Origin of the sequence: Cellulosimicrobium marinum (genome assembly GCF_020551945.1) — a bacterium.
GTDB classification, from domain to species: Bacteria; Actinomycetota; Actinomycetes; order Actinomycetales; family Cellulomonadaceae; genus Cellulosimicrobium; species Cellulosimicrobium marinum.
Map to the genome: position 1 here is coordinate 37,929 of NZ_JAJBZH010000004.1, position 26,944 is coordinate 64,872.

General features: G+C 75.1%; 24 protein-coding genes, 1 tRNA gene and 1 pseudogene. 15 read left to right on the forward strand and 11 right to left on the reverse strand.

Annotation, left to right across the window (positions count from 1 at the left end; all coding sequences use genetic code 11):
- Positions 1-50: 50 nt before the first annotated feature.
- Positions 51-533 carry a hypothetical protein gene (locus LGQ04_RS10055; RefSeq protein WP_229243573.1) on the reverse strand — a complete coding sequence of 161 codons (483 nt, stop codon included), beginning with the start codon at positions 531-533 and terminating at the stop codon, positions 51-53.
- Positions 534-854: 321 nt separating this feature from the next.
- Here LGQ04_RS10055 and LGQ04_RS10060 point away from each other — a divergent pair, with 321 nt between their 5' ends.
- From LGQ04_RS10060 to ispF, 3 genes and pseudogenes are all read left to right on the forward strand, one after another.
- Positions 855-1,337, forward strand: a complete 483-nt coding sequence (locus LGQ04_RS10060; RefSeq protein ID WP_024841917.1) for a CarD family transcriptional regulator — start codon at positions 855-857, stop codon at positions 1,335-1,337.
- A 112-nt stretch (positions 1,338-1,449) separates the two neighbouring features.
- Positions 1,450-2,235, forward strand: a complete 786-nt coding sequence (locus tag LGQ04_RS10065; RefSeq protein WP_229243574.1) for an IspD/TarI family cytidylyltransferase — start codon at positions 1,450-1,452, stop codon at positions 2,233-2,235.
- Positions 2,232-2,732: pseudogene (gene ispF, locus LGQ04_RS10070) on the forward strand (2-C-methyl-D-erythritol 2,4-cyclodiphosphate synthase); the annotation flags it as partial. The gene LGQ04_RS10065 and the pseudogene ispF, both read left to right, overlap by 4 nt.
- A 1-nt stretch (position 2,733) precedes the next feature.
- Here ispF and LGQ04_RS10075 read toward each other — a convergent pair.
- Complete coding sequence (locus LGQ04_RS10075; RefSeq protein ID WP_229243931.1) at positions 2,734-3,324, reverse strand: DUF1795 domain-containing protein; 591 nt, start codon at positions 3,322-3,324, stop codon at positions 2,734-2,736.
- Between the two features lie 162 nt (positions 3,325-3,486).
- Between LGQ04_RS10075 and LGQ04_RS10080 the strand changes: the two genes are divergently transcribed.
- Positions 3,487-4,125, forward strand: coding sequence for a TetR/AcrR family transcriptional regulator (locus LGQ04_RS10080; RefSeq protein WP_229243575.1), 639 nt, complete (start codon positions 3,487-3,489; stop codon positions 4,123-4,125).
- A gap of 58 nt (positions 4,126-4,183) precedes the next feature.
- Here LGQ04_RS10080 and LGQ04_RS10085 read toward each other — a convergent pair whose 3' ends face one another.
- Entirely contained in the window at positions 4,184-5,581 is a 1,398-nt protein-coding gene (locus LGQ04_RS10085) for a D-arabinono-1,4-lactone oxidase (protein WP_229243576.1), read from the reverse strand.
- 49 nt (positions 5,582-5,630) lie between these two features.
- Here LGQ04_RS10085 and LGQ04_RS10090 point away from each other — a divergent pair, with 49 nt between their 5' ends.
- From LGQ04_RS10090 to rlmB, 3 genes are all read left to right on the forward strand, one after another.
- Complete coding sequence (locus LGQ04_RS10090; protein WP_229243577.1) at positions 5,631-6,914, forward strand: alanine racemase; 1,284 nt, start codon at positions 5,631-5,633, stop codon at positions 6,912-6,914.
- 53 nt (positions 6,915-6,967) lie between these two features.
- On the forward strand, positions 6,968-8,395 hold the full coding sequence (gene cysS / locus LGQ04_RS10095) for a cysteine--tRNA ligase (protein ID WP_229243578.1): 1,428 nt from the start codon (positions 6,968-6,970) through the stop codon (positions 8,393-8,395).
- A gap of 102 nt (positions 8,396-8,497) precedes the next feature.
- Entirely contained in the window at positions 8,498-9,493 is a 996-nt protein-coding gene (gene rlmB, locus LGQ04_RS10100) for a 23S rRNA (guanosine(2251)-2'-O)-methyltransferase RlmB (protein ID WP_229243579.1), read from the forward strand.
- A 72-nt stretch (positions 9,494-9,565) separates the two neighbouring features.
- Here rlmB and LGQ04_RS10105 read toward each other — a convergent pair whose 3' ends face one another.
- From LGQ04_RS10105 to LGQ04_RS10125, 5 genes are all read right to left on the reverse strand, one after another.
- Positions 9,566-10,816, reverse strand: coding sequence for a DUF4032 domain-containing protein (locus LGQ04_RS10105; RefSeq protein WP_229243580.1), 1,251 nt, complete (start codon positions 10,814-10,816; stop codon positions 9,566-9,568).
- Positions 10,817-10,919: 103 nt separating this feature from the next.
- Positions 10,920-12,620, reverse strand: coding sequence for a discoidin domain-containing protein (locus LGQ04_RS10110; RefSeq protein ID WP_229243581.1), 1,701 nt, complete (start codon positions 12,618-12,620; stop codon positions 10,920-10,922).
- A 253-nt stretch (positions 12,621-12,873) separates the two neighbouring features.
- The gene (locus LGQ04_RS10115) at positions 12,874-13,998 is read right to left on the reverse strand and encodes an ABC transporter ATP-binding protein (protein WP_229243582.1); all 1,125 of its coding nucleotides are present in this window, start codon (positions 13,996-13,998) and stop codon (positions 12,874-12,876) included.
- A gap of 211 nt (positions 13,999-14,209) precedes the next feature.
- Entirely contained in the window at positions 14,210-15,034 is an 825-nt protein-coding gene (otsB, locus tag LGQ04_RS10120) for a trehalose-phosphatase (protein WP_229243583.1), read from the reverse strand.
- Positions 15,031-16,497 (reverse strand): alpha,alpha-trehalose-phosphate synthase (UDP-forming), encoded by a 1,467-nt coding sequence (locus tag LGQ04_RS10125; RefSeq protein WP_229243584.1) that lies wholly within the window; start codon positions 16,495-16,497, stop codon positions 15,031-15,033. The genes otsB and LGQ04_RS10125 overlap by 4 nt, the downstream gene beginning before the upstream one ends.
- 94 nt (positions 16,498-16,591) lie before the next feature.
- Here LGQ04_RS10125 and LGQ04_RS10130 point away from each other — a divergent pair, with 94 nt between their 5' ends.
- The 4 genes from LGQ04_RS10130 (at position 16,592) to LGQ04_RS10145 (ending at position 19,995) form a co-directional block, all read left to right on the forward strand.
- Complete coding sequence (locus LGQ04_RS10130) at positions 16,592-18,268, forward strand: protein kinase domain-containing protein (protein WP_229243585.1); 1,677 nt, start codon at positions 16,592-16,594, stop codon at positions 18,266-18,268.
- A 70-nt stretch (positions 18,269-18,338) separates the two neighbouring features.
- Positions 18,339-18,911 carry a hypothetical protein gene (locus tag LGQ04_RS10135; RefSeq protein ID WP_229243586.1) on the forward strand — a complete coding sequence of 191 codons (573 nt, stop codon included), beginning with the start codon at positions 18,339-18,341 and terminating at the stop codon, positions 18,909-18,911.
- Positions 18,912-18,990: 79 nt separating this feature from the next.
- Positions 18,991-19,845, forward strand: coding sequence for a DsbA family protein (locus LGQ04_RS10140; RefSeq protein ID WP_229243587.1), 855 nt, complete (start codon positions 18,991-18,993; stop codon positions 19,843-19,845).
- Between the two features lie 77 nt (positions 19,846-19,922).
- A tRNA-Thr gene (locus LGQ04_RS10145) sits at positions 19,923-19,995 on the forward strand.
- 96 nt (positions 19,996-20,091) lie between these two features.
- Here LGQ04_RS10145 and LGQ04_RS10150 read toward each other — a convergent pair.
- A complete protein-coding gene (locus LGQ04_RS10150) occupies positions 20,092-20,958 on the reverse strand; it encodes an SGNH/GDSL hydrolase family protein (RefSeq protein WP_229243588.1) in 867 nt (288 codons plus the stop codon).
- A gap of 303 nt (positions 20,959-21,261) precedes the next feature.
- Positions 21,262-21,963 carry a uracil-DNA glycosylase gene (locus LGQ04_RS10155; protein WP_308016390.1) on the reverse strand — a complete coding sequence of 234 codons (702 nt, stop codon included), beginning with the start codon at positions 21,961-21,963 and terminating at the stop codon, positions 21,262-21,264.
- 125 nt (positions 21,964-22,088) lie between these two features.
- Here LGQ04_RS10155 and LGQ04_RS10160 point away from each other — a divergent pair, with 125 nt between their 5' ends.
- From LGQ04_RS10160 to LGQ04_RS10175, 4 genes are all read left to right on the forward strand, one after another.
- The gene (locus LGQ04_RS10160) at positions 22,089-22,409 is read left to right on the forward strand and encodes a DUF3263 domain-containing protein (RefSeq protein ID WP_229243589.1); all 321 of its coding nucleotides are present in this window, start codon (positions 22,089-22,091) and stop codon (positions 22,407-22,409) included.
- A 78-nt stretch (positions 22,410-22,487) separates the two neighbouring features.
- Positions 22,488-23,135 (forward strand): LytR C-terminal domain-containing protein, encoded by a 648-nt coding sequence (locus LGQ04_RS17735; RefSeq protein WP_229243590.1) that lies wholly within the window; start codon positions 22,488-22,490, stop codon positions 23,133-23,135.
- Positions 23,136-23,233: 98 nt separating this feature from the next.
- On the forward strand, positions 23,234-23,437 hold the full coding sequence (locus LGQ04_RS10170) for a cold-shock protein (protein WP_024841969.1): 204 nt from the start codon (positions 23,234-23,236) through the stop codon (positions 23,435-23,437).
- A 47-nt stretch (positions 23,438-23,484) separates the two neighbouring features.
- Positions 23,485-25,017 (forward strand): phytoene desaturase family protein, encoded by a 1,533-nt coding sequence (locus LGQ04_RS10175; RefSeq protein ID WP_229243591.1) that lies wholly within the window; start codon positions 23,485-23,487, stop codon positions 25,015-25,017.
- Between the two features lie 260 nt (positions 25,018-25,277).
- Here the strand turns inward: LGQ04_RS10175 and LGQ04_RS10180 are convergent, their stop codons facing one another.
- Positions 25,278-26,771: a glycoside hydrolase family 15 protein gene (locus LGQ04_RS10180; protein WP_372470043.1), complete on the reverse strand. Its 1,494-nt coding sequence runs from the start codon at positions 26,769-26,771 to the stop codon at positions 25,278-25,280.
- Positions 26,772-26,944: the final 173 nt, after the last annotated feature.

The following is a 26,944-nucleotide window of genomic DNA, read 5'->3' on the forward strand; positions in this document are numbered from 1 at the left end:
TGCGGCGCCGTCGTCGTCCGGGGCGGGGCCGGCGTGGACGCCGGTCCCGGTCACGGCACCAGGTGCGCGTACTCCTCGAGCGTGCCGTCGAAGACGGGGAGGGAGAGGCTCTGCTCCTCGCCGGTGCTCACGGCGACCGTGACGGGCAGGACGGCGCCGGGAGCGGCGTCGACCTGGCCGAGCTGGGCGTCGAACCCGTCCTCGGTCCCGAGGTAGACGGTCTCGCCCGAGGCGACGGGCACGGTGAGGCCGGCACCGCCCTCCGGCGTCACCTCGAACTCCACGTCCTGCGACGAGTCGTTCGCGAAGGCGCCGATCAGGGTGCCCGGGTCGCCCTCGGCCGCGGTGACGACCATGAGGTTGAGGCCGCGGACGCCGTCGGCGAGGTCGACACGCAGGCCGTCGGAGGGGGAGTAGGGGCGGTCCGTCTCGATGGGGGAGCACGCCGCGGCGACGGCCACGCTCGCGACGACGACGGGGACGGCCCAGAACCGCGAGGTCCGGGCTGCTCGGGCGGTCGTGGTGCGGGTCACGTGCTCTCCAGGGGCGCGAGGGGACGGGCTTCGGGGCCCAGCCTAGTGCGTCGCGGGGCCTCGGACCGGCCCTCGGGGGCCTCCGGGGGCGGGTCGTGAGCGGGGTCACGTCGGGCCCGGAGAGGGGCGGCGAGGGTGCGGGCCGCCCGGTCCGGTCCGTACCCGGCCGGGCGGGCGCGCGGAGGGGACTTCGCAGAGCGGCGGCAAAGGCCTCTGACCTGCGCAGATACCGCCCTGGAGGGCCGGGGGGCGCAGGTGGGGCAACGGATTTCCACAGTTCCGCGTGGTAAGGTGGGCCTCCGCGAAAGGGGACATCTGAAGATGACGTTCACAGTAGGCGAGACCGTTGTCTACCCGCACCACGGCGCCGCACTGATCGAAGAGATCAAGACGCGTACGATCCGCGGCGAGGACAAGATCTACCTCAAGCTCAAGGTCGCCCAGGGCGACCTGACCATCGAAGTCCCAGCCGAGAACGTCGACCTCGTCGGCGTGCGTGACGTCGTCGGCCAGGAAGGCCTCGACCGCGTCTTCGAGGTCCTGCGTGCACCCTACACGGAGGAGCCGACCAACTGGTCGCGCCGCTACAAGGCGAACCTCGAGAAGCTCGCGTCGGGCGACGTGATCAAGGTGGCGGAGGTCGTGCGCGACCTCTCGCGCCGGGACGCGGACCGCGGGCTCTCCGCCGGGGAGAAGCGGATGCTCTCCAAGGCGCGGCAGATCCTCGTGTCGGAGCTCGCGCTCGCGGAGCACACCGAGGAGGAGAAGGCCGAGGCGATCCTCGACGAGGTCCTCGCGTCCTGACCCCTTCGGGCTCACGACACCACGGGAGGGTGGCCGTCCGCACGGACGGCCACCCTCCCGTCGTCGTGCCCGGTCCCGTCGGCGCGGGTCCGCGGGCCGGTAGCGTGTGGCCGTGCCGACTCTCGCCGTCCTCACCGCCGCCGGATCCGGGACCCGCCTCGGGCTGGACGTCCCCAAGGCGCTCGCCGAGCTCGACGGTCTCCCGCTCGTGGTGCACGCCGCCCGGCGGCTGTGCGCCTCCGGCGTCGTCGACCTCGTGGTCGTGACGTCCCCGCCGGGGGTGGAGGCGCACGTGACGGCACTGCTCGCCGCCGACCCGGGGGTCGACCGGCCGGTCCGGGTCGTCACCGGGGCCGGCACGCGTCAGGCGTCGGTCGCGGCCGGTCTCGCGTCGGGCCTCGCGGACCACCTCGTGGCCGACGGGACCCTGCCCGGTCCCGTCGACGTCGTCCTCGTGCACGACGCCGCGCGCCCCCTCGCGCCGCCGTCCCTCGTGGAGCGCGTGGTGCGGGCCGTGCGGGCGGGGCACGGCGCCGTCGTGCCGGGACTTCCCGTGACGGACACGATCAAGCGCGTCGCGCCCCCCGCGCCCGACGACCCGACCGCCGGAGGGTCGGCCGGGGCGCCGGCCGTGGAGCCGGTCGTGGCGACGGTCGACCGGTCGGTGCTGCGAGCGGTCCAGACCCCGCAGGGCTTCGACCGTGCCCTCCTCGAGCGTGCGCACGCCGCGGCGGCGCACCGCTCGGACGACGAGGCGGTCGCCGCGACCGACGACGCGGGCCTCGTCGAGGACCTCGGCCACCCGGTCCACGTGGTCGCCGGGGACGCCGCCGCCGCCAAGATCACCACCCGCCGCGACCTCGTCGTCGCGGGCCTCACCCTGGAGGAGCCACGATGACGGACCTGCCGAGCGCCGGCGCGGCGCTGCCGCGCACAGGGGTGGGTGTGGACGTGCACGCGTTCGCCCCGGAGGGCGAGGAGCGCGCGCTGTGGCTCGGCGGCCTGCACTGGCCGGGGGAGCGCGGCCTGGCCGGGCACTCGGACGCCGACGTCGCGGCGCACGCGGCCGCCGACGCCCTGTTCTCCGCGAGCGGGCTCGGCGACCTCGGGTCGAACTTCGGGACGAGCGCGCCGGAGTGGGCGGGCGCGAGCGGGGCGAGCCTGCTCGCGGAGGCCGCGCGCCGCGTCCGGGCGGCGGGGTTCGAGATCGGGAACGTCGCGGTCCAGGTGATCGGGAACCGGCCGCGCGTCGGGTCCCGGCGCGCGGAGGCCGAGTCGGCGCTGAGCGCGGCGGCAGGTGCGCCGGTGACCCTCACCGCCACGACGACGGACGGCCTCGGCCTGACGGGCCGTGGCGAGGGCGTCGCCGCCGTCGCGACGGCGCTGGTCGTCGCGGTCAGCCCGCAGGGCGGACCGCGGGCTCGACGACCGCGCTCGCGAGGACGTCGGCCGCCTGCGCCGCCCCCTCCTCGTCGTCGACCGCCGCGGAGGCCGTCAGGTGCACGACCCAGGCGTCGTCGCCGACCGACGACCCGACGAGCACGATCTCCTGCGCGACGGGCTCCCCGTCGACGTCGACCGTCCCGGAGAGGCGGTACGCGGGGACGTCGCCGACGGTCGTGGGCCCCTGCCCGGCCGCGTCCGGGGTCCAGCCACCGAGCCCGTCGAGGTAGTCCAGGGTGTCCGCGGCCTCGTCCTCGAGCGAGGCGGTCGTCGGCTCGCCCGTGACAGACACGTTCGCGCGGAACGCCGAGGAGGAGTCCTCCTCCGCGGCGGCGCGGACGAACGACGTGCCGTCCTGCGTGCCGGGCGACCAGCCTGCCGGCACGGTGATCGTCACCGGGACGCCCGGGACGTCGTACGCCTCCGGCGTCGCGGGGTCGTCCGTGGTCGTCCCCGTCGCGCACCCGGCGGTGGCGAGCACCCCGAGGAGGGCGGTCGCGGCCGCGGCGCGGGTCGCGGAGGTCGTCCGGGGTGGGAGGCGCACGGGGCTCCGTTCGTCGTCGGTGGCCTGGTGAACGGGCGGGACGCGTCGCCCCGACCGGGGTGCGCGCCCCGAGTGCCGGGCGCGTCGGTGCCCCCTAGTATCGCTGTGAGCGCACCGATGTGTTTGACTTTCCCAGAGCACGACACATGGGATGAATCGCACATGAACCGAATGTCCGTCGAGGAACGCCGGGCCCAGCTCGTGGACGCCGCGATGACCATCGCGGTCCGCGAGGGGGTCGAGGCGGTCACGATCCGGGGGGTCGCCGCCGAGGCGGGCGTCTCGCTCGGGGTGGTCCACTACTGCTTCGAGGACAAGGACGAGCTGCTCCAGGCGATGGGCAACAGCCTGGCGCTCGTCGCGTCGGAGCCGGTCCGCGCCGCGCTCGACGTCGAGGGGGACGTCGTCGAGCTCGCGCACGCCGCGGCCGACGGGCTGTGGACCGGGCTGACGCCGCGCCGGCACATGCGGCTCCTCACGTTCGAGTTCGCGACCGCCGGGGTGCGCAGCCGGGCGCTGCGGTCCGTCGCGCACACCCACCTCGAGCAGACGTGGGCGATGACGCGCGGCTTCCTCGAGGGCGTCGCGGAGCGCGGGGACGTCACCTACACGACCGACATCGCGTTCCTGTCGCGCATCGTCGCGGGCTACATCGACGGGATCGAGATCGCGTGGCTCGTGGAGCAGGACGACGAGACCGCGATCCGCAGCTTCCACGCCCTGGCCGAGTACGTGCTGTCGCTCATGGTCCGTGCCGACGGCACACCGGTCCGGCCGGACGGTCCCGCACCCCTGCCCTGACCCGGGCGGACGCCCGGCGGGCCGACGGCCCCGGCGGGGGACAGGACGGGGTCCGAGGTCAGCGCGCCTCGGGCCCCGGCGCCGTCCCGAGCACGCGGTCCACGTAGTCGTTCGCGAACACGCCCTGCGGGTCGACCGCGTCGCGGACCGCGACGAACGCGTCGAACCGCGGGTAGAGCTCGCGCAGGCGGGCGGCGTCGAGGCCGTGGAGCTTGCCCCAGTGGGGGCGGCCGCCGACCTCCGCGACGATCGCCTCGACCGCGTCGAAGTAGCGCCGGTGGTCGAGCCGCGCGTACTGGTGCACGGCGACGTACGCGGTGGGGCGCCCGTGCGCGGTCGACAGCCACACGTCGTCGGCGGCGGCGAAGCGCACCTCGACGGGGAACGGGACGTGCTCGCCCGACGTCTCGAGCCAGGCGTCGATCGCGGTGAGCACGTCGACGAGGTGCTCGCGGGGCACCGCGTACTCCATCTCGCGGAACCGCACGCGCCGGGACGTGACGAACACCTGGTGCGACGGCGCGACGTACGTGCGCGGCGCGAGGGCGCGGGCGGAGACGGCGTTGAGGCGGGGCGTGGCGCGGGGCACCGCGGTGGCGATGCGGTTGACGAGCTCGAACGCGCCGTTCGACAGGAGCTCCTCGTCGAGCCACGTGCGGGCGCGTGCGACGGCGCCCGGCCCGGCGGTGCGCAGCCGGTCGAGCTCCGCGGCCTCCTCGTCGGGCGTCAGGCGGTTGTTCCGCTTCGTCAGGGCGCGGCGCGTGTGCGGGAACCAGTAGAACTCGACGTGGTCGTTGCCCCCGACGAGCCCGTCGGGGTCGTCGTCCGCGGCGGCGAGGCCGTCGAGGACGCGGTCGAGGGGCCACGGCTCCTCCTGGGCGCGCAGGAGGAACGCCGGCACGACCTCCAGCGTCACGGCGGACAGCACGCCCGTCGTGCCGAGCCCCAGCCGGCTCGCCTCGAACAGGTCCGGGTCCTGCGTCGGTGAGGCCTCGCGCACCTGCCCGTCCGCGCCGACGACGCGCACGCCGCGCACCTGCGTCGCGAGACCGCCGAGCCGTGCCCCCGTGCCGTGCGTCCCGGTGGAGATCGCGCCGGCGACGGACTGCCGGTCGATGTCCCCGAGGTTGCGCATCGCCAGCCCGGCCGCGTCGAGCGCCGCGTTGAGCCGGTGGAGGCGGATCCCGGCGCCGACGGTGACGTGCAGGGCGTCGCCCTCGCGGCCGATCCGCTCGACGAGGCTCACCCGGTCGAGGTCGAGCAGGAGCCCGTCGGTGACGGCCGCCGGGGTGAACGAGTGCCCGGCGCCGACCGCGCGCACGCGCAGGCCGTCTCCCGCGGCGCGGGCGACGTGCGCGGCGAGGTCCGCCTCGTCGTGCGGGCTGGCCCGACGGCGCGGCGTCGCCGTCGCGGTGCGGGCCCAGTTGGTCCAGGGGAGGGTGGCGTCGCTGCTCACAGCCCGTACCCTCTCACGCGCCGGCGGCCCGGTGCCGTACGTTTCTCCCATGGTGGTGGGCGGTGTGCTGCGCGCGGAGGGGGGCCGCGCGGACGGCGCGGACGGCGGCGCGCAGGACCCGACCGGGCGGGGCGTCCCCGCGTCGCTGCTGGACCGCCTCGCGCGGGCGACGGAGCGGCTCGACGGGCCGCTCGCCGTCGTCGACCTCGACCGGTTCGACGCGAACGCCGACGAGCTCCTCGCGCGGTCGGGAGGCGTACCCGTGCGGCTCGCCTCGAAGTCCGTGCGCGCGCGTGCCCTCGCCGACCGCGCGCTCCGCCGCGGGTTCCGCGGCGTCATGGCGTTCTCCCTGCGCGAGGCGCTGTGGCTCGTCGAGCACGGCGTGCGCGACGTGCTCGTGGCGTACCCGACCGTCGACCGCGGGGCCCTCGCCGCGCTGGCCCGCGACGAGGTCGCGCGCCGCGAGACCACCCTCATGGTGGACGACGCCGCGCACCTCGCCCTCGTGCGGGACGCGCTCGCCACCGCGGGTCACGACGACGGCAGGGCACCCGTCCGGCTGTGCCTCGACGTCGACGCGTCGCTGCGCGTCGCGCTCGGCCCCCTGGGCGTCCACCTCGGTACGCGCCGCTCGCCCGTGCACACCCCGCGCGACGCCGCCGCCCTGGCCGCCCGGGTCGCGGCCGAGCCCGGGACGCACCTGCGGGGCGTGATGTTCTACGAGGCGCAGGTCGCCGGGCTGCCCGACACGAGCCCGATGGTCCGGCTCGTCAAGCGAGCCTCCGTCGCGGACCTCGCCACGCGGCGGGGCGAGGTCGTGGAGGCGGTGCGCGGCGCCGTCGGGCACGACCTCGAGCTCGTGAACTCCGGCGGGACGGGATCGCTCGAGACGTCCTCCGCGGACCCCGTCGTCACGGAGGTGACCGCGGGGTCCGGGCTGTTCGTCCCCGGCCTCTTCGACGCCTACCGCGCGTTCCGGCCGCGCCCGTCGGCCTTCTTCGGGCTCGACGTCGTGCGTGTCCCCGCACCGGGGTGGGCGACGGCGTTCAGCGGCGGGTACGTCGCGTCCGGGCCGGCGTCGTCCACGCGCCTGCCCGTCGTCGCGACGCCCGGCTGGTCCCTCACCGGCCGCGAGGGGGCGGGCGAGGTGCAGACCCCGCTGCGCCGCACCGGGCGGCGCGCCGCCGAGCTCGACGTGGGCGACCGCGTGTGGTTCCGCCACGCGAAGGCGGGGGAGATGATGGAGCGCTTCGACGAGGTGCACCTCGTCCGCGGCGACGAGGTCGTCGACGTCGTCCCCACGTACCGGGGCGAGGGCCGCGCGTTCGGCTGACCCGGACCGGACGGGTTCCGCCCGGGACGAGCCCTCCCGGTACCCTTGCGGACGTGACCCTTCGCCTGTTCGACACCGCCACGCGGGACGTGCGCGACTTCGTCCCCCGGACGCCGGGCGAGGTTGGCATCTACCTGTGCGGCGCGACCGTCCAGGCGGCACCCCACATCGGTCACATGCGCTCCGCCGTCGCGTTCGACGTCCTCGTGCGCTGGCTGCGCCGCAGCGGGTCCCGCGTCACCCTCATCCGCAACGTCACGGACGTCGACGACAAGATCCTCGCCAAGTCGGCCTCGGCCGGCGAGCCCTGGTGGGCGTGGGCCGCGACGTACGAGCGCGCGTTCAGCGCCGCGTACGACGCGCTCGGCGTCCTGCCCCCGACGTACGAGCCGCGCGCGACCGGGCACGTCACCGACATGGTGGGACTCATGGAGCGCCTCGTGGAGCGCGGGCACGCGTACACGACCGGCCCCGGCGACGTCTGGTTCGACGTGCGCTCCTGGCCCGAGTACGGCTCCCTCACCAACCAGCGCCTCGAGGACCTCAACCCCGTCCCCGACGACGTGCCCGCCGACGCGCGGGAGGCCGCCGCCAAGCGCGACCCGCGCGACTTCGCGCTGTGGAAGGCGCCGAAGCCCGACGAGCCCGCGACCGCGTCCTGGGACACGCCGTTCGGCCGGGGGCGGCCGGGCTGGCACCTCGAGTGCTCCGCCATGGCACGCCGCTACCTCGGCGACACGTTCGACATCCACGGCGGCGGGCTGGACCTGCGCTTCCCGCACCACGAGAACGAGCAGGCGCAGTCGCACGCCGCAGGGTACGGGTTCGCCCGGCACTGGCTGCACAGCGCCTGGGTGACGCAGGGCGGCGCGAAGATGAGCAAGTCGCTCGGCAACGGCCTGCTCGTGCGCGAGGTCCTCGCCACGACCAAGCCCGTCGTCCTGCGCTACGCGCTCGCGTCCGTCCAGTACCGGTCGATGCTCGAGTGGACGCCCGCCACAGTCACCGAGGCGCAGACCACGTGGGAACGGCTGTCCGGCTTCGTCGAGCGCGCCACCGAACGGGTCGGGGAGGTTGACGTCGACGACGTCGAGCTGCCCACCGCGTTCGTCGCCGCCATGGACGACGACCTCAACGTGCCCGCGGCGCTCGCGGTGGTGCACGAGCACCTGCGCGCCGGGAACTCCGCGCTCGCGGACCGTACCGCCGCGGCGGACGTCGTCGCGCGGCACCACCTCGTCGCGCTGCGGGCGATGCTCGACGTGCTCGGCCTCGACCCGGGCGACCCGCGCTGGGCCGACTCCGGGGACTCGCGCTACGCGGCGGCGCTCGACGCGGTCGTCGCCGCCGAGCTCGCGGCCCGTGCCGAGGCCCGCGCCGCACGCGACTTCGCCACCGCGGACGCGATCCGCGACCGGCTCGTCGCGGCGGGCGTCGTCGTCGAGGACTCCGCGGACGGCGCGCGGTGGAGCCTCGCCTGACGGAGCATGGCCTGAGGCGTCCCGACGCCAGCGGCACGGCACGCGGTGCCGCTGCCGCCCCCGACCGACCTGACCGACCGACACGACACGACGGGTAGACCCATGGCTGGCAACTCACAACGACGCGGCGCGACCCGCAAGGCCGGGAGCAAGAAGGGCGCGACCGTCGGCTCCGGCGGCCAGCGCCGCAAGGGCCTGGAGGGGCGCGGGCCCACGCCGAAGGCCGAGGACCGCGTGTACCACGCGGCCCACAAGCGCAAGGCCGCGGCCGAGAAGAAGGCCGCCGGCCAGCGACCGGGCGCCGCGCGCACCGGGCGTGCGGGCACGTCCGGGCCGAAGGGCCGCGGTTCCGCGCAGGAGATCGTCGCGGGGCGCAACTCCGTGCTCGAGGCGCTGCGCGCCCGCATCCCCGTGGAGGCGGTCTACCTGTTCTCCCGGCTCGACGCGGACGACCGCACGCGGGAGATCCTCGACATCGTCTCCGGGCGCGGCTACGACCTCCTCGAGGTGGGCAAGCCCGAGCTCGACCGGATCACCGACGGCGCCGTCCACCAGGGCGTCGCGCTCAAGGTGCCGCCGTACGAGTACGCCGACGTGGACGACCTGCTCGACGCCGCCGCCGCGAGCGACCGCCCGCCGCTCGTCGTCGCGCTCGACGGCGTGACCGACCCCCGCAACCTCGGGGCGGTGCTCCGCTCGGCGGGCGCGTTCGGCGCGCACGGCGTGCTCGTCCCCGAGCGCCGGGCCGCGGGCGTCACGGCGTCGGCGTGGAAGGTCTCCGCCGGCGCCGCCGCGCGCGTGCCCGTCGCCCGCGCGACGAACCTCGTGCGCGCGCTCGGCGAGCTGAAGAAGGCCGGCTGCTTCGTCGTCGGGCTCGACGCGGGCGGGGACACCGCGATCGGCGACCTCCAGCTCGCGACCGAGCCGCTCGTCCTCGTCGCCGGGTCCGAGGGCAAGGGCCTGTCGCGGCTCGTGCGCGAGGCGTGCGACGTCGTCGCGTCCATCCCCATCGGCTCCGACACCGAGTCGCTCAACGCCGCCGTCGCCACCGGGATCTCGCTGTACGAGATCGCCCGCCTGCGCGCCACCGACGTCTGACCCTGCCGACCTGTCAGCACCCCCTCGGCCTCCGGGTCGACGGGGTGCTGACACGTGCGGGACGGCGACGCGTCAGCCGAAGAGCTCCGGGTCCTTCTCGCCCGGCGCGAGCCCCAGGACCGACTTCTCGTCGGGGCGGTGCCGCAGCACGTTCTCCACGTACGACCGCGTCGCCTCCGGCATCGGCACGTCGCGCCCGGCCTGCTCGGAGACGTACCACCGGTGGTCGAGGATCTCGTGGAACAGCTGCGCGGGCTCCAGCTTGCGGCGCAGGTTCCGGGGCACGGCCTGGATCGTCGGCTCGAACACCCCGCTGAGCCAGTCGTGCGCGACGAACTCCTCGTCGTCGTTCTGCCGGTCCGCCGCCGCCCGGAACGAGTCCAGGTCGTTGAGGAGGCGCCTGGCCTGGTTCTCCTGCACGTCCAGGCCCGTGAGCCGCAGCAGACGTCGCGAGTGGTGTCCGGCGTCCACGACCTTCGGCTGGATCTGGACCGACGTGCCCCCGATGTCCGTGGTGATGGCGAGCTCGCCGACGTCGAACCCCAGGCTGTTCAGACGCTCGATCCGCGCCGCGACCCGCCACCGCTCGTCCGCGTCGAACGACTCCGAGAACGTCAGCGCCTCCCACAGCTCCGTGTACCGCGCGACGAGCGCGTCGCCGATCGCGACCTCGTCGACGTCCTCGTCCAGCAGCTCGCCCGCCGCCAGGTCCATGAGCTCGCCGATGATGTTGGTCCGGGCGAGGTCGACGTCGTACGACCGCTGACCCGGCGACAGCTCCCGGTGCAGGTCGCCGGTCTCCGCGTCGACGAGGTAGGCCGCGAAGGTCTCCGCGTCGCGCCGGAACAACGTGTTCGACAACGACACGTCGCCCCAGTAGAAGCCGACGAGGTGCAGCCGCACGAGCAGCACGGCGAGCGCGTCGATGAGCCGCGTGGCCGTGTCGGGGCGCAGCGCCTGGCTGTACAGCGCACGGTAGGGGAGGGAGAACTGCAGGTGCTCCGTGATGAGCACGGCCTCCAGGGGCTCGCCCTGCGGGTCCGTGCGGCCCGTGATCACCCCCACCGGGACGACGCTCGGCACCTCCAGCCGCCGGAGCTGGCGCAGCAGCTCGTACTCGCGGTACGCGACGCTCTCGCCGATCTCCTTGATCGCGATGACGCGTCCCGACAGCCGCACGAACCGCACGATGTGCCGGGAGATGCCTCGCGGCAGCGCGGCGAGCGTCTCCGCCGGCCAGTCCTCCAGGGGGACGTCCCAGGGGAGGTCGAGGAGCGCAGGGTCGGGGGCCGACGCCGTGATCTGCAGGTTGTGGACCGTCACCGCTTCATTGTCCACGGTCCGGGGACACCGACGCCCGCCGGCCTCGGGGAGAGGCCGGCGGGCGCGGGGCGAACCGTCCCTGGCCGGGCGGCCCGGTGCCGGGTCAGTCGCAGGTGAGCGCGTCGTGCTCGACCTCGACGGTCGAGGTGACGCTCTCGCCGTCGACCGTGCCGGTCGCCGTCACCGTCACCGTGCCGTCTTCGACGGACGCGGACCGCACGGCGAAGGCCTGGTACGCGCTCGCGCCCGGCGCGACGTCCGCGACGTCACGCGTGCCGTACGGCGTCGCGAGGGTGATGTCGACGGGCGACTCCTCCCCGTTCGTCGCGCGGACGGCGACGTAGGCGCGGTCGGCGAGGCACTGCGACCGGGCGTCCACGTCGAGGTCGAGCCCGGGCTGGCCGCCGCTCGGCGTGCCGAAGACCTCGAGCTCGTAGAGGGAGAAGCCCCACTGCGTCGCCCGCTCCGTGGCGTACAGGCGCACGTGTCGACCCGTGCCGGTGACGGCGAGGTCGTCGAAGCCGCCGTTCCCGTCGGTGACGGTGTGCACCGTGGTCCAGGTCTTGCCGTCGGGCGAGGTCTGGATCTCGTACCCGGACCCGTAGGCGGTCTCCCAGTCGATCACGACGCGGTCGAGGTCGTAGCTCGCGCCGAGGTCGACGGCGATCCACTCCGGGTCGCTCCACGCGCTGCTCCAGCGCGTGCCGGCGTTGCCGTCCACGGCCATCTCGGGCTCGTGGCCGGGCTCGTCGATGCTCGACGCCGTCACCGGCCGAACGAGGGCGAGGGAGTCCTCGTCCTCGTTCCCGCCGCCGTCGTCGGTCGTGTAGCAGCGCAGGTACTGGTAGGACTCCGCGGACGTCTCGAACGACGGCGCCCAGTCCCACTCGTAGGTGTAGTACTGCACGTACGGCTCGGCCGCGGCGAAGATCGCCGGGAGGTCCATGTCACCGTTGCCGAGGGCGACCTGGCGCATGTCGCCGGGCGCGTCGATGTTCACGGCGTCCTTGACGTGGAGGAGCTCGATGCGGTCGCCGTGCTCCTCGATCCACGCCGGGACGTCGATCCCGGCGTCGGCGGCCCAGCCGACGTCGAGCTGGAACGTCACGTAGCGCGGGTCGGTGTTCGCCTCGATGACCTCCCACGCGCTGACCATCTCGCCCGTCTCGGGGTGCGGGTAGCGCGTCGTGAACTCGCTCTGGTGGTTGTGCAGCGCGATCTTGTCGATGCCGTTCTCGTGCGCGTACCGGCCGAGTCGGTCGACGTGCTCCGCGGTGGCGAGCGCCTCCTCGTACGTGCCGTAGCCACCGCCCATCCCGCCGGTGCCGATGTAGTCCTGGCCCAGCGCGACGGCGTAGGCGACGGTCGCGGGCCACGAGTCCCAGCTCGTGCTGCCGTGGCTCGACGACACCTCGAGACCGTGCGAGTCGAGGATCGCGGCGTAGTCCTCGACGGGCATCGAGTAGGGCTGGTCGTACGGCTCGACGTGGGTGAACCCGGCGGCGGCGACCTCGCCGAGGACGCGGTCGAGCGTCTCGGGCGACGGCGTGCCGGAGCCGATCTCGCCGACGTGCGTGTAGAGCTGGATGGAGATCTTCGAGTCGGGGAGGCCGTCGCCCTCCTCGCAGGTCGCGGCGGAGGCGGAGGTCGTGGCGGCGGTCGTGGTGGCGGTCGGTGGGGGAGCGGAGGTGGTGGATGGTGTCGCGAGGGCGGGCGCCGCGGCGAGCGTGCCCGCGAGGAGCGCACCGCCCGTCAGTGCCGTGCCGACGCGTCGGGCGCGTGCTGATGCGTGCGCGATCTGCATGTGACTCCAATTGACAACGCTGTCTACTTGGGTTGACGAGCATGCGACTTCTGATGCCGCGGATGCAAAAGCAGTCTCGTGGTGCTCCACGGACGTGTCAAGGACCCGACCCTGCGGTGCCGAACCCGGGGTTGTGCGGCACGATCGCCCGATCGTGCCGAGCAAGCCGGGGTTCGGGGGTGTGCAGCCCGGGAACGCCGCAGGGCGGGCCCGACCCGGAGGTCGGACCCGCCCTGTCGGAGCGGTGCGGGGATCAGCCGAGGCGCTTGCCCGTCGCGTAGGAGAAGACGTGCGAGTGGCCCGGGCGGATCGTCACGTAGATGCGCTCGCCCTTGGCGGGCACGTTGCGCGGGTCGACGCGGACGATGACCTGGTTCTCGCCGGCGCCCGAGGTGACGTGCGCGTCGAGGGCGCGCGGGCCCACGAGCGTGCCGTACACGAATGCGTCGGAGCCGAGCTCCTCGACGATGTTCACCTCGACCGGGAACGACGCCTCGTTGGCCTGCGACACGACGTCGAGGGCCTCGGGGCGGAAGCCGAGCGTGACGTGGTTCTTGTCGGCCTCGGTGAGCTGGCCCGTGATGTCGCGCTCGAGCCCGACGCGCGCCTCGCCGATCTTGGCGTAGCCGTTCTCGACCTCGAACTGCGCGAGGTTCATGGCCGGGGAGCCGATGAAGCCGGCGACGAAGACGTTGGCCGGGGTGTCGTACATCTCGCGCGGCGTGCCGACCTGCTGCAGGAGGCCGTCCTTGAGGACCGCGATGCGGTCACCCATCGTGAGGGCCTCGGTCTGGTCGTGCGTGACGTAGACCGTCGTGACGCCGAGGCGGCGCTGGAGCGACGCGATCTGCGTACGGGTCTGGACGCGGAGCTTGGCGTCGAGGTTCGACAGCGGCTCGTCCATGAGGAACACCTGCGGCTGGCGCACGATCGCGCGGCCCATGGCGACGCGCTGGCGCTGACCGCCGGAGAGCGCCTTCGGCTTGCGGTCGAGGTACTCCGTGAGGTCGAGGATCTTCGCGGCCTCCTCGACACGCTGGCGGATGTCCGCCTTCGGCGTGCCGGCGATCTTCAGCGCGAAGCCCATGTTGTCCGCGACGGACATGTGCGGGTAGAGCGCGTAGTTCTGGAAGACCATCGCGATGTCGCGGTCCTTCGGCTGGACGTCCGTGACGTCGCGGTCGCCGATGTAGATGTGTCCGCCGTTGACGTCCTCGAGGCCCGCGAGCATGCGGAGCGACGTCGACTTGCCGCAGCCCGAGGGGCCGACGAGCACGAGGAACTCGCCGTCCTCGATGTGCAGGTTGAGCTGGTCCACAGCGGGACGCTCGGTCCCGGGGTAGAGCCGGGTCGCGTGGTCGTAGGTGACCGTAGCCATGACTGGTACATCCCTCCACCGGCAGGTACGTGCCGGACGATCCGTTGTGCAGTGACGTGTCCTGTCGACGTTGCTCAGGCCTCGATGGTGGTCGAGCGTGTCTTCGACGACACAGAAGAAGTCGGGCCCCCGGGCGTGAACGGACGGGGTCCCGACGTCATCGTGCAGCCGATCCTACCCCTGCGGTGTGAGTGCTCCGTCACACCGGAGGTCACGATCCGGTCGCGGTCTCCTCCAGGGCGCGGGCGAGCTCGTCGAGCGCGGCGGCGAGCTCGTCGACGTCGGCCACGCGCCGCGCCGCGAGCGTCTTGCCGGGTCCGACCTTGATCCCGAGGTCCTGCTCGCCCAGCACCGAGAACACCGTCTCGTCGGTCGTGTCGTCGCCCGCGTAGAGGATCCGGGCGGGCTGCCCCGGCATCCCCACCTCCTGCGCGACGGCGGCCCGCAGCCGGTCCGCGGCCTCGCCCTTGGACGTCTCCAGGACGGCGATCTCGACGACGTCCTTGCCGTGCATCGCGTGCAGCCCGAGGTGCTGCGCCACGGCGTCCGCGGCGGAGATCGCGGCCCGGGTGTCGTCGGGGGAGGCGAGGCGCGTGTGCAGGACGGCGGCGCTCGGCTTGTCCTGCACCCACGCGCCCTCGCGCCCGGCGACGGCGTCCGCGAGCCCCGCCCGCAGCGCGCCGAGCGCGCGCTCCTGGTCGGCCGCGAGCCGCAGCGGGACGGCGTCGACGCCGTCGGCGGTCACCCGCCCGGTCTCGGCGCCGTGGCTGCCCACGAGGAACGCGCCGACCGGCGGCGCCCCGCACGCCGCGAGGTCGCTGAGGTTGCGGCCCGAGACGAGGGCGAGGCACGTCGTCGTCCCGCGGACCGCGGCGGCGAGACGGTCCACGGCGGCCCGGGCGGCGGGAGCCATGCGTGCCGCGAGCGGGTCGTCGACGAGCGGGGCGAGCGTGCCGTCGAAGTCGAGCGCGACGAGCCGGGGCCCGGGGCCCTCGGCGAACGCGCGGACGGCGGCCGCGAGGTCGGGCGCGCTCACGCGTCGCCCCCCGGCGCGGTGACCCGGCCCACGGGGCGCGGGACGCGCGACGGCATCGCGGTGAGGACGCCGAGGAACGACTCGGACCACTTCGCGACGTCGTCGGACAGGACGCGGCGCCGCAGCCGGCGCATGCGCTTGCGCTGCTCACGGTGGTCCATGTGCGCGGCGGCGACGATGATGTCCTTCATCCCGTCGATGTCGTGCGGGTTGACGAGCAGGGCGCCGGACGCGAGCTCGTCGGCCGCGCCGGTGAACTCCGACAGCACGAGCACGCCGCGGTCGTCCGAGCGCGCGGCCACGTACTCCTTCGCGACGAGGTTCATGCCGTCCCGCAGGGACGTCACGAGCATGACGTCCGCGGCGAGGTAGAGGGCCGCCATCTCGTCGGCGGGGTACGAGTGGTGCAGGTAGTGGATCGCGGCGTGGCCGATCTCCGCGTACTCGCCGTTGATGCGCCCCACCGCGCCCTCGACGTGCTCGCGCAGCTCCTGGTAGGCGTCGACGTTCTCCCGGCTCGGGCTCGCCACCTGGACGAGCGTCGCGTGCTCGACGTCGAGGCGCCCGTCCTGCAGCAGCTCGCCGTACGCCTTGATGCGGTGCCGGATGCCCTTGGTGTAGTCGAGGCGGTCGACGCCCAGCATCATGACGTCCGGGTCGCCGAGGTCGGCGCGGATCTCGCGGGCGCGCTGCTGCACCTCGGGGGTGCGGGCGAGCTCGTCGAACCGGCGCGAGTCGATGGAGATGGGGAACGCGGCCGCGCGCACGTGCCGGTCGTGCCCCTCCTCGCCCGGGACGGTGATCATCGGGCCGCGCGTCGTATACGCGCGCAGGCGCCGCACCGCGCGGATGAAGTTCGCGGCGTCGCCGGCGCGCTGGAAGCCGACGAGGTCCGCGCCGAGGAGCCCGTCGAGGACCTGGCGGCGCCACGGGAGCTGCTGGAACAGCTCCAGGGGCGGGAAGGGGATGTGGTTGAAGAAGCCGATGCGCACGTCGGGGCGCTTCTCGCGGATCATCTTCGGCACGAGCTGCAGCTGGTAGTCGTGGACCCACACCACGGCGCCGTAGGCGGCCTGCTCGACGGCGGCGTCCGCGAAGCGCTGGTTGACGCGCCGGTACGCGTCCCACCAGGTGCGGTGGTACGTCGGGGGAGAGATGACGTCGTGGTAGAGCGGCCACAGGGTGTCGTTGGAGAAGCCCTCGTAGTACCGCTCGATCTCGTCGGCGCTCAGCGTGACCGGGACGAGGCGCATGTCGTCGGCGTCGAACGGCTCGGTCGCGAGATCCGGGGCGCCCGACCAGCCCACCCACGCGCCGTCGGCCGCCTGCATGACCGGGGCGAGCGCGGTGACGAGACCGCCGGGGGAGCGGTTCCAGTCCACGTCACCGCCGGGACGGACGGTGAAGTCCACCGGCAGCCGGTTGGCCACGACGACGAGATCGAACCCCTCTTTGCCTGACAATCGATTTCTCCTTGAGCTTCGATGAACCACGCCTGGGCCTGCCAGGATAGTGGGCCGACCGGCCGCACAGGCCGTCAGCGGCTACCTTGTCACCATGGAGGAGTCCACGCAGCGCGTCGCGGCGACGACCGGCCGCGGGCCCGCCCCCGGCAGCGAGGTCGGGGGCTACCTCATCGGGGCGCGGCTCGGCTCCGGGGCCATGGGCACCGTCCACAGCGCGCACGACGGCGGCGGGAACCTCGTCGCCATCAAGCTCCTCCACGCGCACGTCGACCTCGACGCCGCCGCCCAGGGGCGCGAGCGGCTCCGCCGCGAGGCGCTCGCCCTCCAGCGGCTGCGCCACCCCGCCGTCGCCCAGATCCTCGACGTCGAGCTCGACGGGCCCGACGCGTTCATCGTCACCGAGCTCGTCGACGGCCCGACGCTCGAGGACGAGGTCGCCGACGGCGGCCCCCTCGACGCGTGGGACCTGTACGAGCTCGCCGACCAGCTCGCCGCCGCGCTCGAGGTCGTGCACGCCACCGGCGTGATCCACCGCGACCTCAAGCCCAGCAACGTCCTCGTCTCGTCGCGCGGGCCCGTGCTCATCGACTTCGGCATCGCCCACGGCCTCGACGACGCCCGCGTGACGTCCACCGGGCTCGTCATGGGCACCCCCGGGTACCTCGCGCCCGAGCTCCTGGAAGGCGCGACGCCCGGGGCCGACACCGACTGGTGGGGGTGGGCGGCGATGCTCGCCTACGCCGCGACCGGACGGGCCCCCTTCGGCGTGCGGCCCACCGACGTCGTCCTCGCCCGCGCCCGCAGCGGCCGGCCCGACCTCGCGGGCCTCGGACCCGTGACCGCCGGTGCGCTCGCCGCCGCCCTGCACGCCGACCCCGCGCAGCGGCTCGGCCCCACCGAGGTCGTCGCGGCGCTGCGCCAGGCGGCCGACGCGGGCGACGCCCCCACCCGGCTCGTGGGCCCCCCGACCGGTCCGACCGCCGTCGTGCCCCCGCCCCTGCCGGTCACCCAGACGCAGGTGAACGACGGGCGCACCGTCGCCGTGCCCGTCGGCGACCCCGCCGCGCAGTTCGTCGGCGGCGACGCGCCCCCCGACCAGGACCTGCTCGACGAGCTCGGCGCGCCCCGGCCCGAGGCCGAGGGCGAGCCGCTGTACGTGCGCCCCGTCCCGGCGTCGCGCCGCGCCGCCCTCACCCTGCTCGCCGTGCCGCTCGTCCTCCTCGCGGCGGTGCTGCCCGGCGTCGCGTTCGGCGTGCTCGCCCTGATCGTCGTCCTCGCCCGCGTCGTGGGCGTCACGACCGAGTCCCTGCACACCCGGCGCGAACGGCGCGGCGTCCAGCGCAGCGACACCGCCCGGTCCGTCGCCGCGTCGCCCTGGTACGTCTTCCGCGCCCTCATCGGCGCCCTGCCGTCGCTCCTCGTCGCCGCGTGCGCCGGGGTGCTCGTCGTCGTCGCCGGCTGGTGGCTGCTCGACGCCGACCGCTGGGTCGTGCTGCGCGACACCGACGGCGGCAACGCGCCCCTCGTGACGTCCCTCGTGCTGTGGCTCGCGATGCTCGCCGCGGTGGTGCTCGCGTGGGTGGGGCCGCTCACCCACCTCACACGCTACGGGACGCGGACGGCCCTCGCCCGCGTCGCCCCCGGCCGCACCGGCACGCTCGTGCTGCTCGGCGTCGGGGTCGTGCTCACCGTCGTGTGCGTCGTGCTGGTCGTCTCCGACCGCCCCGTGGAGTGGTGGCCGTTCCCCGGCCCGCCCGACCTGCGCTGAGCCGCCCCGACCCGCCCCGTCCTCCGGACGCTCCCAGCGCGGTCCCAGCCGCCCTGTGTACGCTGGCGCCGTGCTGCGGACGACCGTCCCGCGCGCGAGGTCGCGCGGTCAGGTGGGCACGTCCGTCGTGCCCGCGACCGGACGGTTCGGCACCCCCGTCGTCCTCCTCGTCCTCCTCGCCGCGACCGCGGTGACGCAGCTCGCCGACCGCGGCTTCGCCGTCGTCCACCAGTGCGTCACCGTGCCCGGTCCGTGGCGGCTCGCAGGAGTGCACCTCGCGCTCGTGCACGAGGCCCCCGACTGCCCCTCCGGCACGGCCCTGGGCGGCGAGCACGCCGCCGTCGTCACCGTGCTCGGCGTCCTCGCGCTCCCGGTCCTGCTCGCCCACGTCGCCGCCGGCCTCGTCGTCTGGGGCGCAGCGGCGTCCGTGCGCCGCACCCAGGAGCGCGTCCGGGCGCTCGCCACCGGCACCACGGCCGTCCTCCGGGCCGCCCTCGCGCGCGTCCTCGGGACGCCCCTGCCCCGGACCGCACCCGGCACCGTCCGGCCCGCCGTGCCCGACGCCGTCCCCGCCGCCCTGCACCACCTCGCCGACGCCGTGGTGCGCACCCGGCGCGGACCCCCGCGCCTCGCCCTCGCCTGACGGCCGCCCGCGCCGTCGGCGACGCGCCCCCGCCCAGTCGTCCGCGGACGACGACCCGAACCGCACCCGAAGGACCACCATGCCCAGCAACGAAGCCCAGACCAAGGCCCAGCGCCGCGAGGCCGCCCGCGCGGAGGCCCTCGCGCTCCGCGAGGCCCAGGCGAAGCGCGACCGCCGCAACCGCTACATCACCATCGGCGCGCTCGTCGCCGGCCTCCTCGTGCTCGTCGGCGTGTTCCTCGCCATCTGGATCCCCGCGATGCAGGACCGCAACGAGACCATCGACGCCGTCGCCGCCGGCAACCTCGACGACGTGACGAACCCCGCCAACTCCGACGGCGGCGGCATCACCATGGGAGCCGACGGCACCGCAGGCACCGACAACGGCGCCGAGGCCGTCGAGGTCGGCGTGTACCTCGACTACATGTGCCCCGTCTGCGGCGACTTCGAGGAGACCAACGGCGCCTCCATCGACGCGCTGCGCGAGGCCGGCGACATCACCGTCGTGCTGCACCCCGTCGCGATCCTCGACCGGTTCTCCCAGGGGTCGCAGTTCTCCACCCGCGCCGTGGCCGCCGCCGGCCTCGTCGCCGACCAGGCCCCCGAGGCGATGAACGACTTCAACGCCCTCATGTTCGCCAACCAGCCCGCCGAGGGCACCGAGGGCCTCACCGACGAGCAGATCGCCGACCTCGCCGAGCAGGCCGGCGTGCCCGCCGACGTCGCCGCGCAGATCGCCGACGGCACCGCCACCGAGCAGTTCGCCGACTGGGCCGCCACCGCCACCAACGTCGCCACCAACGACGAGGCGCTGATCAACCCGCAGTCCGGCGGCTTCGGCACCCCGACCATCACGATCGACGGCGAGCGCTGGGACGGCAACTGGTCCGACCCGAGCGCGCTCACCACCGCCGTGCAGGGCGCGCAGGGCTGACGCCCCGGCCCACCACGCACACGCCCGGGGCCCCGGCGAGCAGGTAGTCTGTTCGCTCGCCCGGACCCCGGGCGCACGCCGCCTTAGCTCAGCTGGTAGAGCGCTCGCCTTGTAAGCGAAAGGTCGTCGGTTCGAACCCGACAGGCGGCTCCCCTCGAAGCCCCCGACCGTCCCGGTCGGGGGCTTCGCCGTTCGGGGGCTGCGCCGGTCGGGCGCATCGCCGTCCCGCTGGACGTCGCCGGCCGTTCAGTCCTGCGCGAGCGGAACCGGCAGCAGCTCCGGCGCCTTCGGCACCCGCCCGTCACCCGACGACACCCCCGTCAGACGACGGTGCACCCACGGACCCACGTGCGCCCGCACCCACTGCGCGTTCTGGCGCGCCCGGTCGATCGCCGGCGACGGAGGCAGCGGCGACAACGGGTCGTCCCAGTCCACGTCGTCCGGCACCTGCCCCAGGCCCACCAGCGCCGCCTGCGCCACCCGACGGTGACCCTCCGGCGTCAGATGGATGCGGTCGTCCGACCACATGCGCCAGTCCTGCAGCGCCCGCAGCCCCCACAGGTCCACCACGAACGCGCCCTGACGGCGCGCGATCGCCCAGACGTGCGCGTTGAACACGCCCACGCGCGACCGCGTCATCCCCACGAGCGGGGAGTGCGAGGCGTCGAACCCCGTCCCCAGCAGCACGTCGATCCCCGCCGCGCGCAACCGCGCCACCGCGTGCTCCAGGTTGCGGGCCAGCCGGTCGACGTCGGCGCTCGGGCGCAGGATGTCGTTCCCCCCGCCCACCAGGCTCACCAGGTCCGGCCCCATCGCGAGCGCCGCCGGCACCTGCTCCGTGAGGATCGACCGCAGCTTGCGGCCACGGATCGCGAGGTTCGCGTACCGCAGCGGCTCCTCGCCCACGGCCACCCGCCGCACCGCGAGATGCTGCGCCAGCAGGTCCGCCCAGCCGCGCTGACGGTCCTCCTGCCCCGGGTACGGGTCCCACAGCCCCTCGGAGAACGAGTCGCCGACGGCGACGTAGCTCGTCCAGCGCGGCGCGTCGGCGTCGGGTGCGGGCGTCCCGGCGGTCGGGGAGGTCGAGGGGTTCTGCGTCGTCACCCGGCCCATTGTGCTCCTCCGGTGCGTCGCGCGGGCGGCTGCGGGTCGTGGTGATGTGCCAGGTGGTGCTTCGGGCGGTCGCCACCGCGGTGGTTCCCGGGACGCGCGCGCGGTCTCCATCCGCCGCTCGTTCCTCGCGGCTCCCGCCAGGCCCGCCACGACCGCGCGCGCGTCCCGTCCACCACCGCTCAGCCCGACCGCGCGTCTCTCCCGCGCGCATCCCGTCCACCACCCCTTAGCCCGACCGCGCCCCTCGGCAGGTCCGCCGCGATCGCGCACACCGCCGCGATCGTCGCCGCCGGTCGTGGTGGCTCAGGCGGTGGGCAGGTGCCAGTCGACGGGGTCGGCGCCCTGGGCGGCGAGGAGGTCGTTCACGCGGGAGAAGGGGCGGGAGCCGAAGAAGCCGCGGCGCGCCGACAGGGGGCTCGGGTGGGCGCTCGCGACGACGGGGGTGTCACCGAGCATCGGGCGCAGCGTCGCGGCGTCGCGGCCCCACAGGATCGCGACGAGCGGCTGGTCGCGGGCGACGAGGGCGCGGATCGCGGCCTCGGTCACGGCCTCCCAGCCCTGACCGCGGTGCGAGCCCGGCTCGCCGGGGCGCACCGTGAGGACCCGGTTGAGCAGCATGACGCCCTGGTCGGCCCACGCGGTGAGGTCGCCCGTCGCGGGGCGGGGGGCGCCGACGTCGTCGGCGAGCTCCGTGAAGATGTTCTGCAGGGACCGCGGCACCGGGCGCACGTGGGGCTGCACGGAGAAGGACAGCCCCATCGGGTGGCCGGGCGTCGGGTATGGGTCCTGCCCGACGACGAGGACCCGCACCTGCGCGAGGGGGCGCGAGAACGCGTTGAGGATCGCCGACGGCGCGGGGAGGTACTCGCGGCCGGCCGCGACCTCGGCACGCAGCATGTCGCCCAGGGCGTGCAGCTGCGGCTCGACGGGCGCGAGCGCCTCCGCCCAGTCGGGCGCCATGATGCTCGCGAGCGGGGGGCGGGTCGTTCCGGGTGCGCTCTCCACGGCCACCGAGCCTAGCCCGAGCCCGGCGAGGACGAATGACACCGGTGTGGTTCGCTGCGTACCCTGGGTGCGGCGCGCGGGACCTGGCGGTCCGGCCGCCGCGGACCAGGACGCGGGAGGAACCGATGAGCGAGGCGGCGTACGTGCTGCACGGCCCCGACGGGGCGGACGCACCGGGCACCGGTGACGACGCGGCGTCGGGCCTGGGTGAGCGGGACCGGGAGATCCTCGCGTTCGAGCGGCAGTGGTGGAAGTACGCCGGCGCGAAGGAGCAGGCCGTGCGCGAGCTGTTCGACATGTCCGCGACCCGCTACTACCAGGTCCTCAACGCCCTCATCGACTCGCCCGCGGCGCTGGAGCACGACCCGATGCTCGTCAAGCGCCTGCGCCGAATGCGCTCGACCCGGCAGCGGGCACGCACGGCCCGTCGGCTCGAAGGACTGTGACCCGCTCCGTCCGCGCGTCGTGAAGGCCGGGCAGAGCGGACGTTTAGTCATCTGCGTCACGGAGGCTACCCTGTCGGCGTGACGAAGAGCCGCTACCCCTACGGGCCTGACGAGTTCGACGCTCCCGCGCCGCAGGGGGCGCCCGTCGGCGTCCATCGTTCGCCGCGCGGCCGGTGGAGCAAGACGTGGCCGTTCCTGCTGGTCGCCGTCGTGTTCGCCGGGCTCGCGTTCGGCGGCTTCTCGCTCCTCACGGACGGCAGCGGCGAGGCTCCGCCGCAGGCGCAGTCCACGGAGCCCCCGGCGGAGGAGACCACGGAACCGCCGGCGGAGACCGAGACGCCCGCCGAGACCGAGACGCCCGCCGAGACCGAGACCCCGGCGGACGAGCCCGAGGAGACGACGGACGCCCCGGACATCGACGCACTCTTGGCCGTGGCCGACCCGAGCGCCTTCGTTCGGGTGCTCAACGACGGCGGCCCGACCGGCTCCGCAGCCGCCGGCAAGGACGCGCTCGACGGGCGTGGCTTCAGCAACGTCGAGGCCGACGACTACCCGGGCGACTCCGGCGTGACCGGCAATGTCATCTGGTACACGGAGAACCGCGCCGAGACCGCCGCCGCCGTCGCCGCGATCCTCGGCATCCCCGCCGAGCAGGTGAGCGAGCAGGCCCTGCGCTCCGGTGACGTCATGGTGGTCATCACCTCGGAGCTGACCCCCGCGGGCTGACCTGCGGCTCGACCTACCGTCGACGGCGCCCCGCGGCTAGGCTCGGCCTACCACGGGGTGCGCGGCGCCCCGCCGGCGACGACGCACGAGGAGAACCGATGGCCCAGGGCACCGTGAAGTGGTTCAACGCCGAGAAGGGCTACGGGTTCATCACCCCGGCCAGCGGCGGCCAGGACCTGTTCGTCCACTTCAGCGCCATCCAGACCGACGGCTACCGCACCCTCGAGGAGGGCCAGGAGGTCGAGTTCGAGCTCGGGCAGGGCACCAAGGGCCCGCAGGCCGAGCAGGTGCGCCCGCTCTGACGCGGCACGGACTCTGACGCGGCACTGACCGACGGCGCGGTCCGACGATGGCGGAGAACCTCGACGCGGTCGTCGTCGGCTCCGGCCCGAACGGCCTCGCGGCCGCCGTCACGCTCGCCCGCGCCGGGCTCGCCGTGCAGGTCCTGGAGGCGCAGACCACCGTCGGCGGGGGCGCCCGCACGCTCGACCTCGGCCTCGCGGACGGCCTCGTGCACGACGTCTGCTCCGCGGTGCACCCGATGGCGTGGGCGTCGCCGTTCCTCGACGCGTTCGACCTCCCGGCCCGCGGCGTGGACCTGCGCGCCCCCGAGGTGTCGTACGCGCACCCGCTCGACGGGGGCCGGGCGGGCGTCGCGTACCGCGACCTCGACCGGACCGTGGAACGCCTCGGGCCCGACGGCGTGGCGTGGCGCAGCCTGCTCGGCCCGCTCGCCCGGGGGTGGCGGGACGTGGTCGCGGTCGCCCTCGGCGACCGGCGCTCCGTCCCCGGCAGCGTGCTGAGCCCGGCCGGTGCGACGGTCGCGGCCCGGTTCGGGGCGGCGGTCGTCGAGCAGGGCACGGCGGCGTGGGGCCGCCGGTTCACGACGCCTGAGGCGGCGGCGCTCCTCACGGGTGTGGCGGCGCACGCCATCGGCCCGTTGCCCTCCCCGGCAGCCGCCGGAACCGCGCTGCTGCTCGCCACCCTGGGACACGCCCCTGGCGGCTGGCCCGTCCCGCGCGGAGGGTCGGGGGAGATCGTCCGCGCGCTCGTCGACGACCTGCGCGCCCACGGGGGCACCGTCGTCACCGGTCACCGGGTCGCGTCGCGCGCGGACCTGCCGCCCGCCCGCGCCCACCTGTTCGACACCGCGCCGGGCGTCGTCGCCGAGGTCTACGCCGACCGGCTGTCCCCGCGCACCGCCGCGGCGCTGCGCCGGTTCCGACACGGCGACGCCGCGGCCAAGGTCGACCTCGTGCTCTCCGGGCCCGTGCCGTGGGCGGACCCCGAGGTCGGGCGCGCGGGCACGGTGCACCTCGGCGGGACACGCGCCGAGATGGTGCGCGCCGAGTCCGACGTCGCGGCCGGTCGCCACGCGGAGCGGCCGGTCGTGCTGCTGAGCGACCCGACCGTCGTCGACCCGGGCCGGGCCGCGGGCGGGCTGCGCCCCCTGTGGACGTACGCGCACGTGCCCGCCGGGTCCACGCGGGACGTCACGGAGGACGTCGTCGCGCAGGTCGAGCGGTTCGCGCCGGGCTTCCGGGACGTCGTCGTGGCGTCGCGCTCCACCCCCGCCGCCGAGCTCGCCCGCCACGACGAGAACTACGTGGGCGGGGACATCGCGGGCGGCGCGGTGAGCCTGCGCCAGATGCTGGCCCGCCCGACCGCGCGCCTCGACCCGTACGCCGTCGGCCTCGACGGGGTCTACCTGTGCTCCGCCTCGACCCCGCCCGGCCCGGGCGTGCACGGCCTCGGCGGCTGGTACGCGGCGCGGCGGGTGCTGCGGCGCGAGTTCGACGTGCGCGAGGTGCCGGACCTCGCCCCCGGCTCGACCACGGCAGTGCCGCCGAGAGAGAGCCCGGGTCCCGCGAAGGAGGACTGAGGTCGGTCGAGGTAGTACCAGGGTTCTCCCTCGACCGACCAGGGTTCTCCTTCGCGCGACCACGGCGGCGTCCCGGCTGATGCACGAACGGCTCGAGCGATGCACCCGGAGGTGCATCGCTCGAGCCGTGGTGCATCGCTCGCTGGCGGGCCGGTCGGCCGCCGGTCCTCGGCGGTGTACGACACCCAGCCGGAGCGGCGCACGCTCCGGCCGAGCAGCACGAGCTCGCCGACGCTCGGGCCGAGCGCAGGCTCCGCCGGCTACCCCGCGGGTGCGCCGAGGACGGTGCCGCCGTCGAGGTCGGGGGTCGTGTCGAGCTCGACCAGGGCGAGGACGACGAGCGCGGAGCTCCACGACAGCGGTGCGACGGCCGCGGGCGAGCCGTCGGCGAGGACCTTCTCGGGGATCGCGCCGGACGCGGTGCGGTGGTCGTCGACCCAGCGCAGCCACTCGCGTGCGTCGGCGCGGTCGTCGGCGTCGGGGGACGACGCCGCGGCGAGCGCGTAGAGCGTGGTCTGCGGCGTCCAGGAGATCCCGTCCTCGCGCCACCCCGCCCCGGGGGCGAGGCCGCCGGCGGGGCGCAGCATCGAGGTGACGGACGCGCGCCAGGCCGCGCGGGCGCCGTCGAGCGGTGCGGGCTGGAACGGGGGCAGCACGAACGCGACGGACGCGTCCCGGGGCCCGCCGGTGACGTGCCGCGGGTACCCCTGCGTCCCGAACGCGCGCTCGACGGCGTCCCGGAGCCGGTCGGCGGCGTCCGCGGCGGCCAGCGCCCGGACCCGGGCCGTCCCGACGCCGTCGTGCCGTGCCGCGACGCGGTAGACGTCGTCGGCGGCCTCGAGCCCGGCGAGCAGCGGGCCCGCGGTGCCGAGCGTGAGCGACGTGGGCTCGACCTCCCAGTAGTCGCTCGACGCGGGCGGCAGGGCATCGGTGCCGTCGACGAGGGACAGCGCGTGGTCGGTGGCGGCGTCGACGAGGGGGCGCAGGGCGCGCACGACGTTCGCCCGGTCGCCCTCGGGCGTCTCGGCGAGCACGACGGCGCACGCCCACAGGACCCAGCCCGTCCCGTCGGACTGGAGGCCGCGGTCGTCGGGCACGCCGGAGCCGTCGGGGAGGTAGCGGGCGTGGAACGACCCGTCGTCCTCCTGCACCTGGGTGAGGAAGCCGAGGACGCGCACGGCGTCGCCGACGTGCCCGGTGCGGGCGAGCGCCGCGGCCGTGAACGACGCGTCGCGGGGCCAGACGTACCGCCACCTGGGGGAGGGGGCGGCGAGGGCGGCGCCGTTGTCGAGCACGAGGGCGCGCAGGTCGAGGAGCGCGGCCTCGCCGAGCGCGGCGTACGGGCCGTCGGCGCCGGGCACGACGCCGTCGGCGAGCCACTGCCGGGAGGCGTGCGCCGCGGCGTCGGCCGCCGTGGGGTCGAGGAGGGTCGCGGCGTCGAGGGGGGTGCCGGCGACCTGGGCGAGGCGGTTCGCCTCGCCGTCGGCGGGGTCGACGCCGGCGGCGAGCGCGGCGGGGTCGAGGCTCGCGGGGTCGAGCACGCGGCTGCCGTCGAGGTAGGTGGCGGCGGCGCCGGGGGGCAGGCGGAGCACGGCGTCGCCGGTGACGGCGACGCCGTCCTGGTAGAGGTCGATGTGCTCGCCGGTGGGTGCGGCGGCGGCGGTCGCCGCGGTGAGTCCGAGCGCCGGGACAAGCACGAAGCCGGCCACCGCGCCCAGGCGCCACGTCGGTGTTGCGCGGATCACACCGGGCATCCTAGGGGAGGTGGGGAGGGTGCCGGGTCGCCGCCGGGTTTCGCCGGTCGCGATACGGGCGCCGGGCGGGGTGCGGCGTCTTGCACTCGCAGGAGGCGAGTGCCAATAATGGCGTTAGCACTCTCGTAGTCAGAGTGACAGAAGCACCAGCGCAGGCAGCCGCTCCGGCGGGT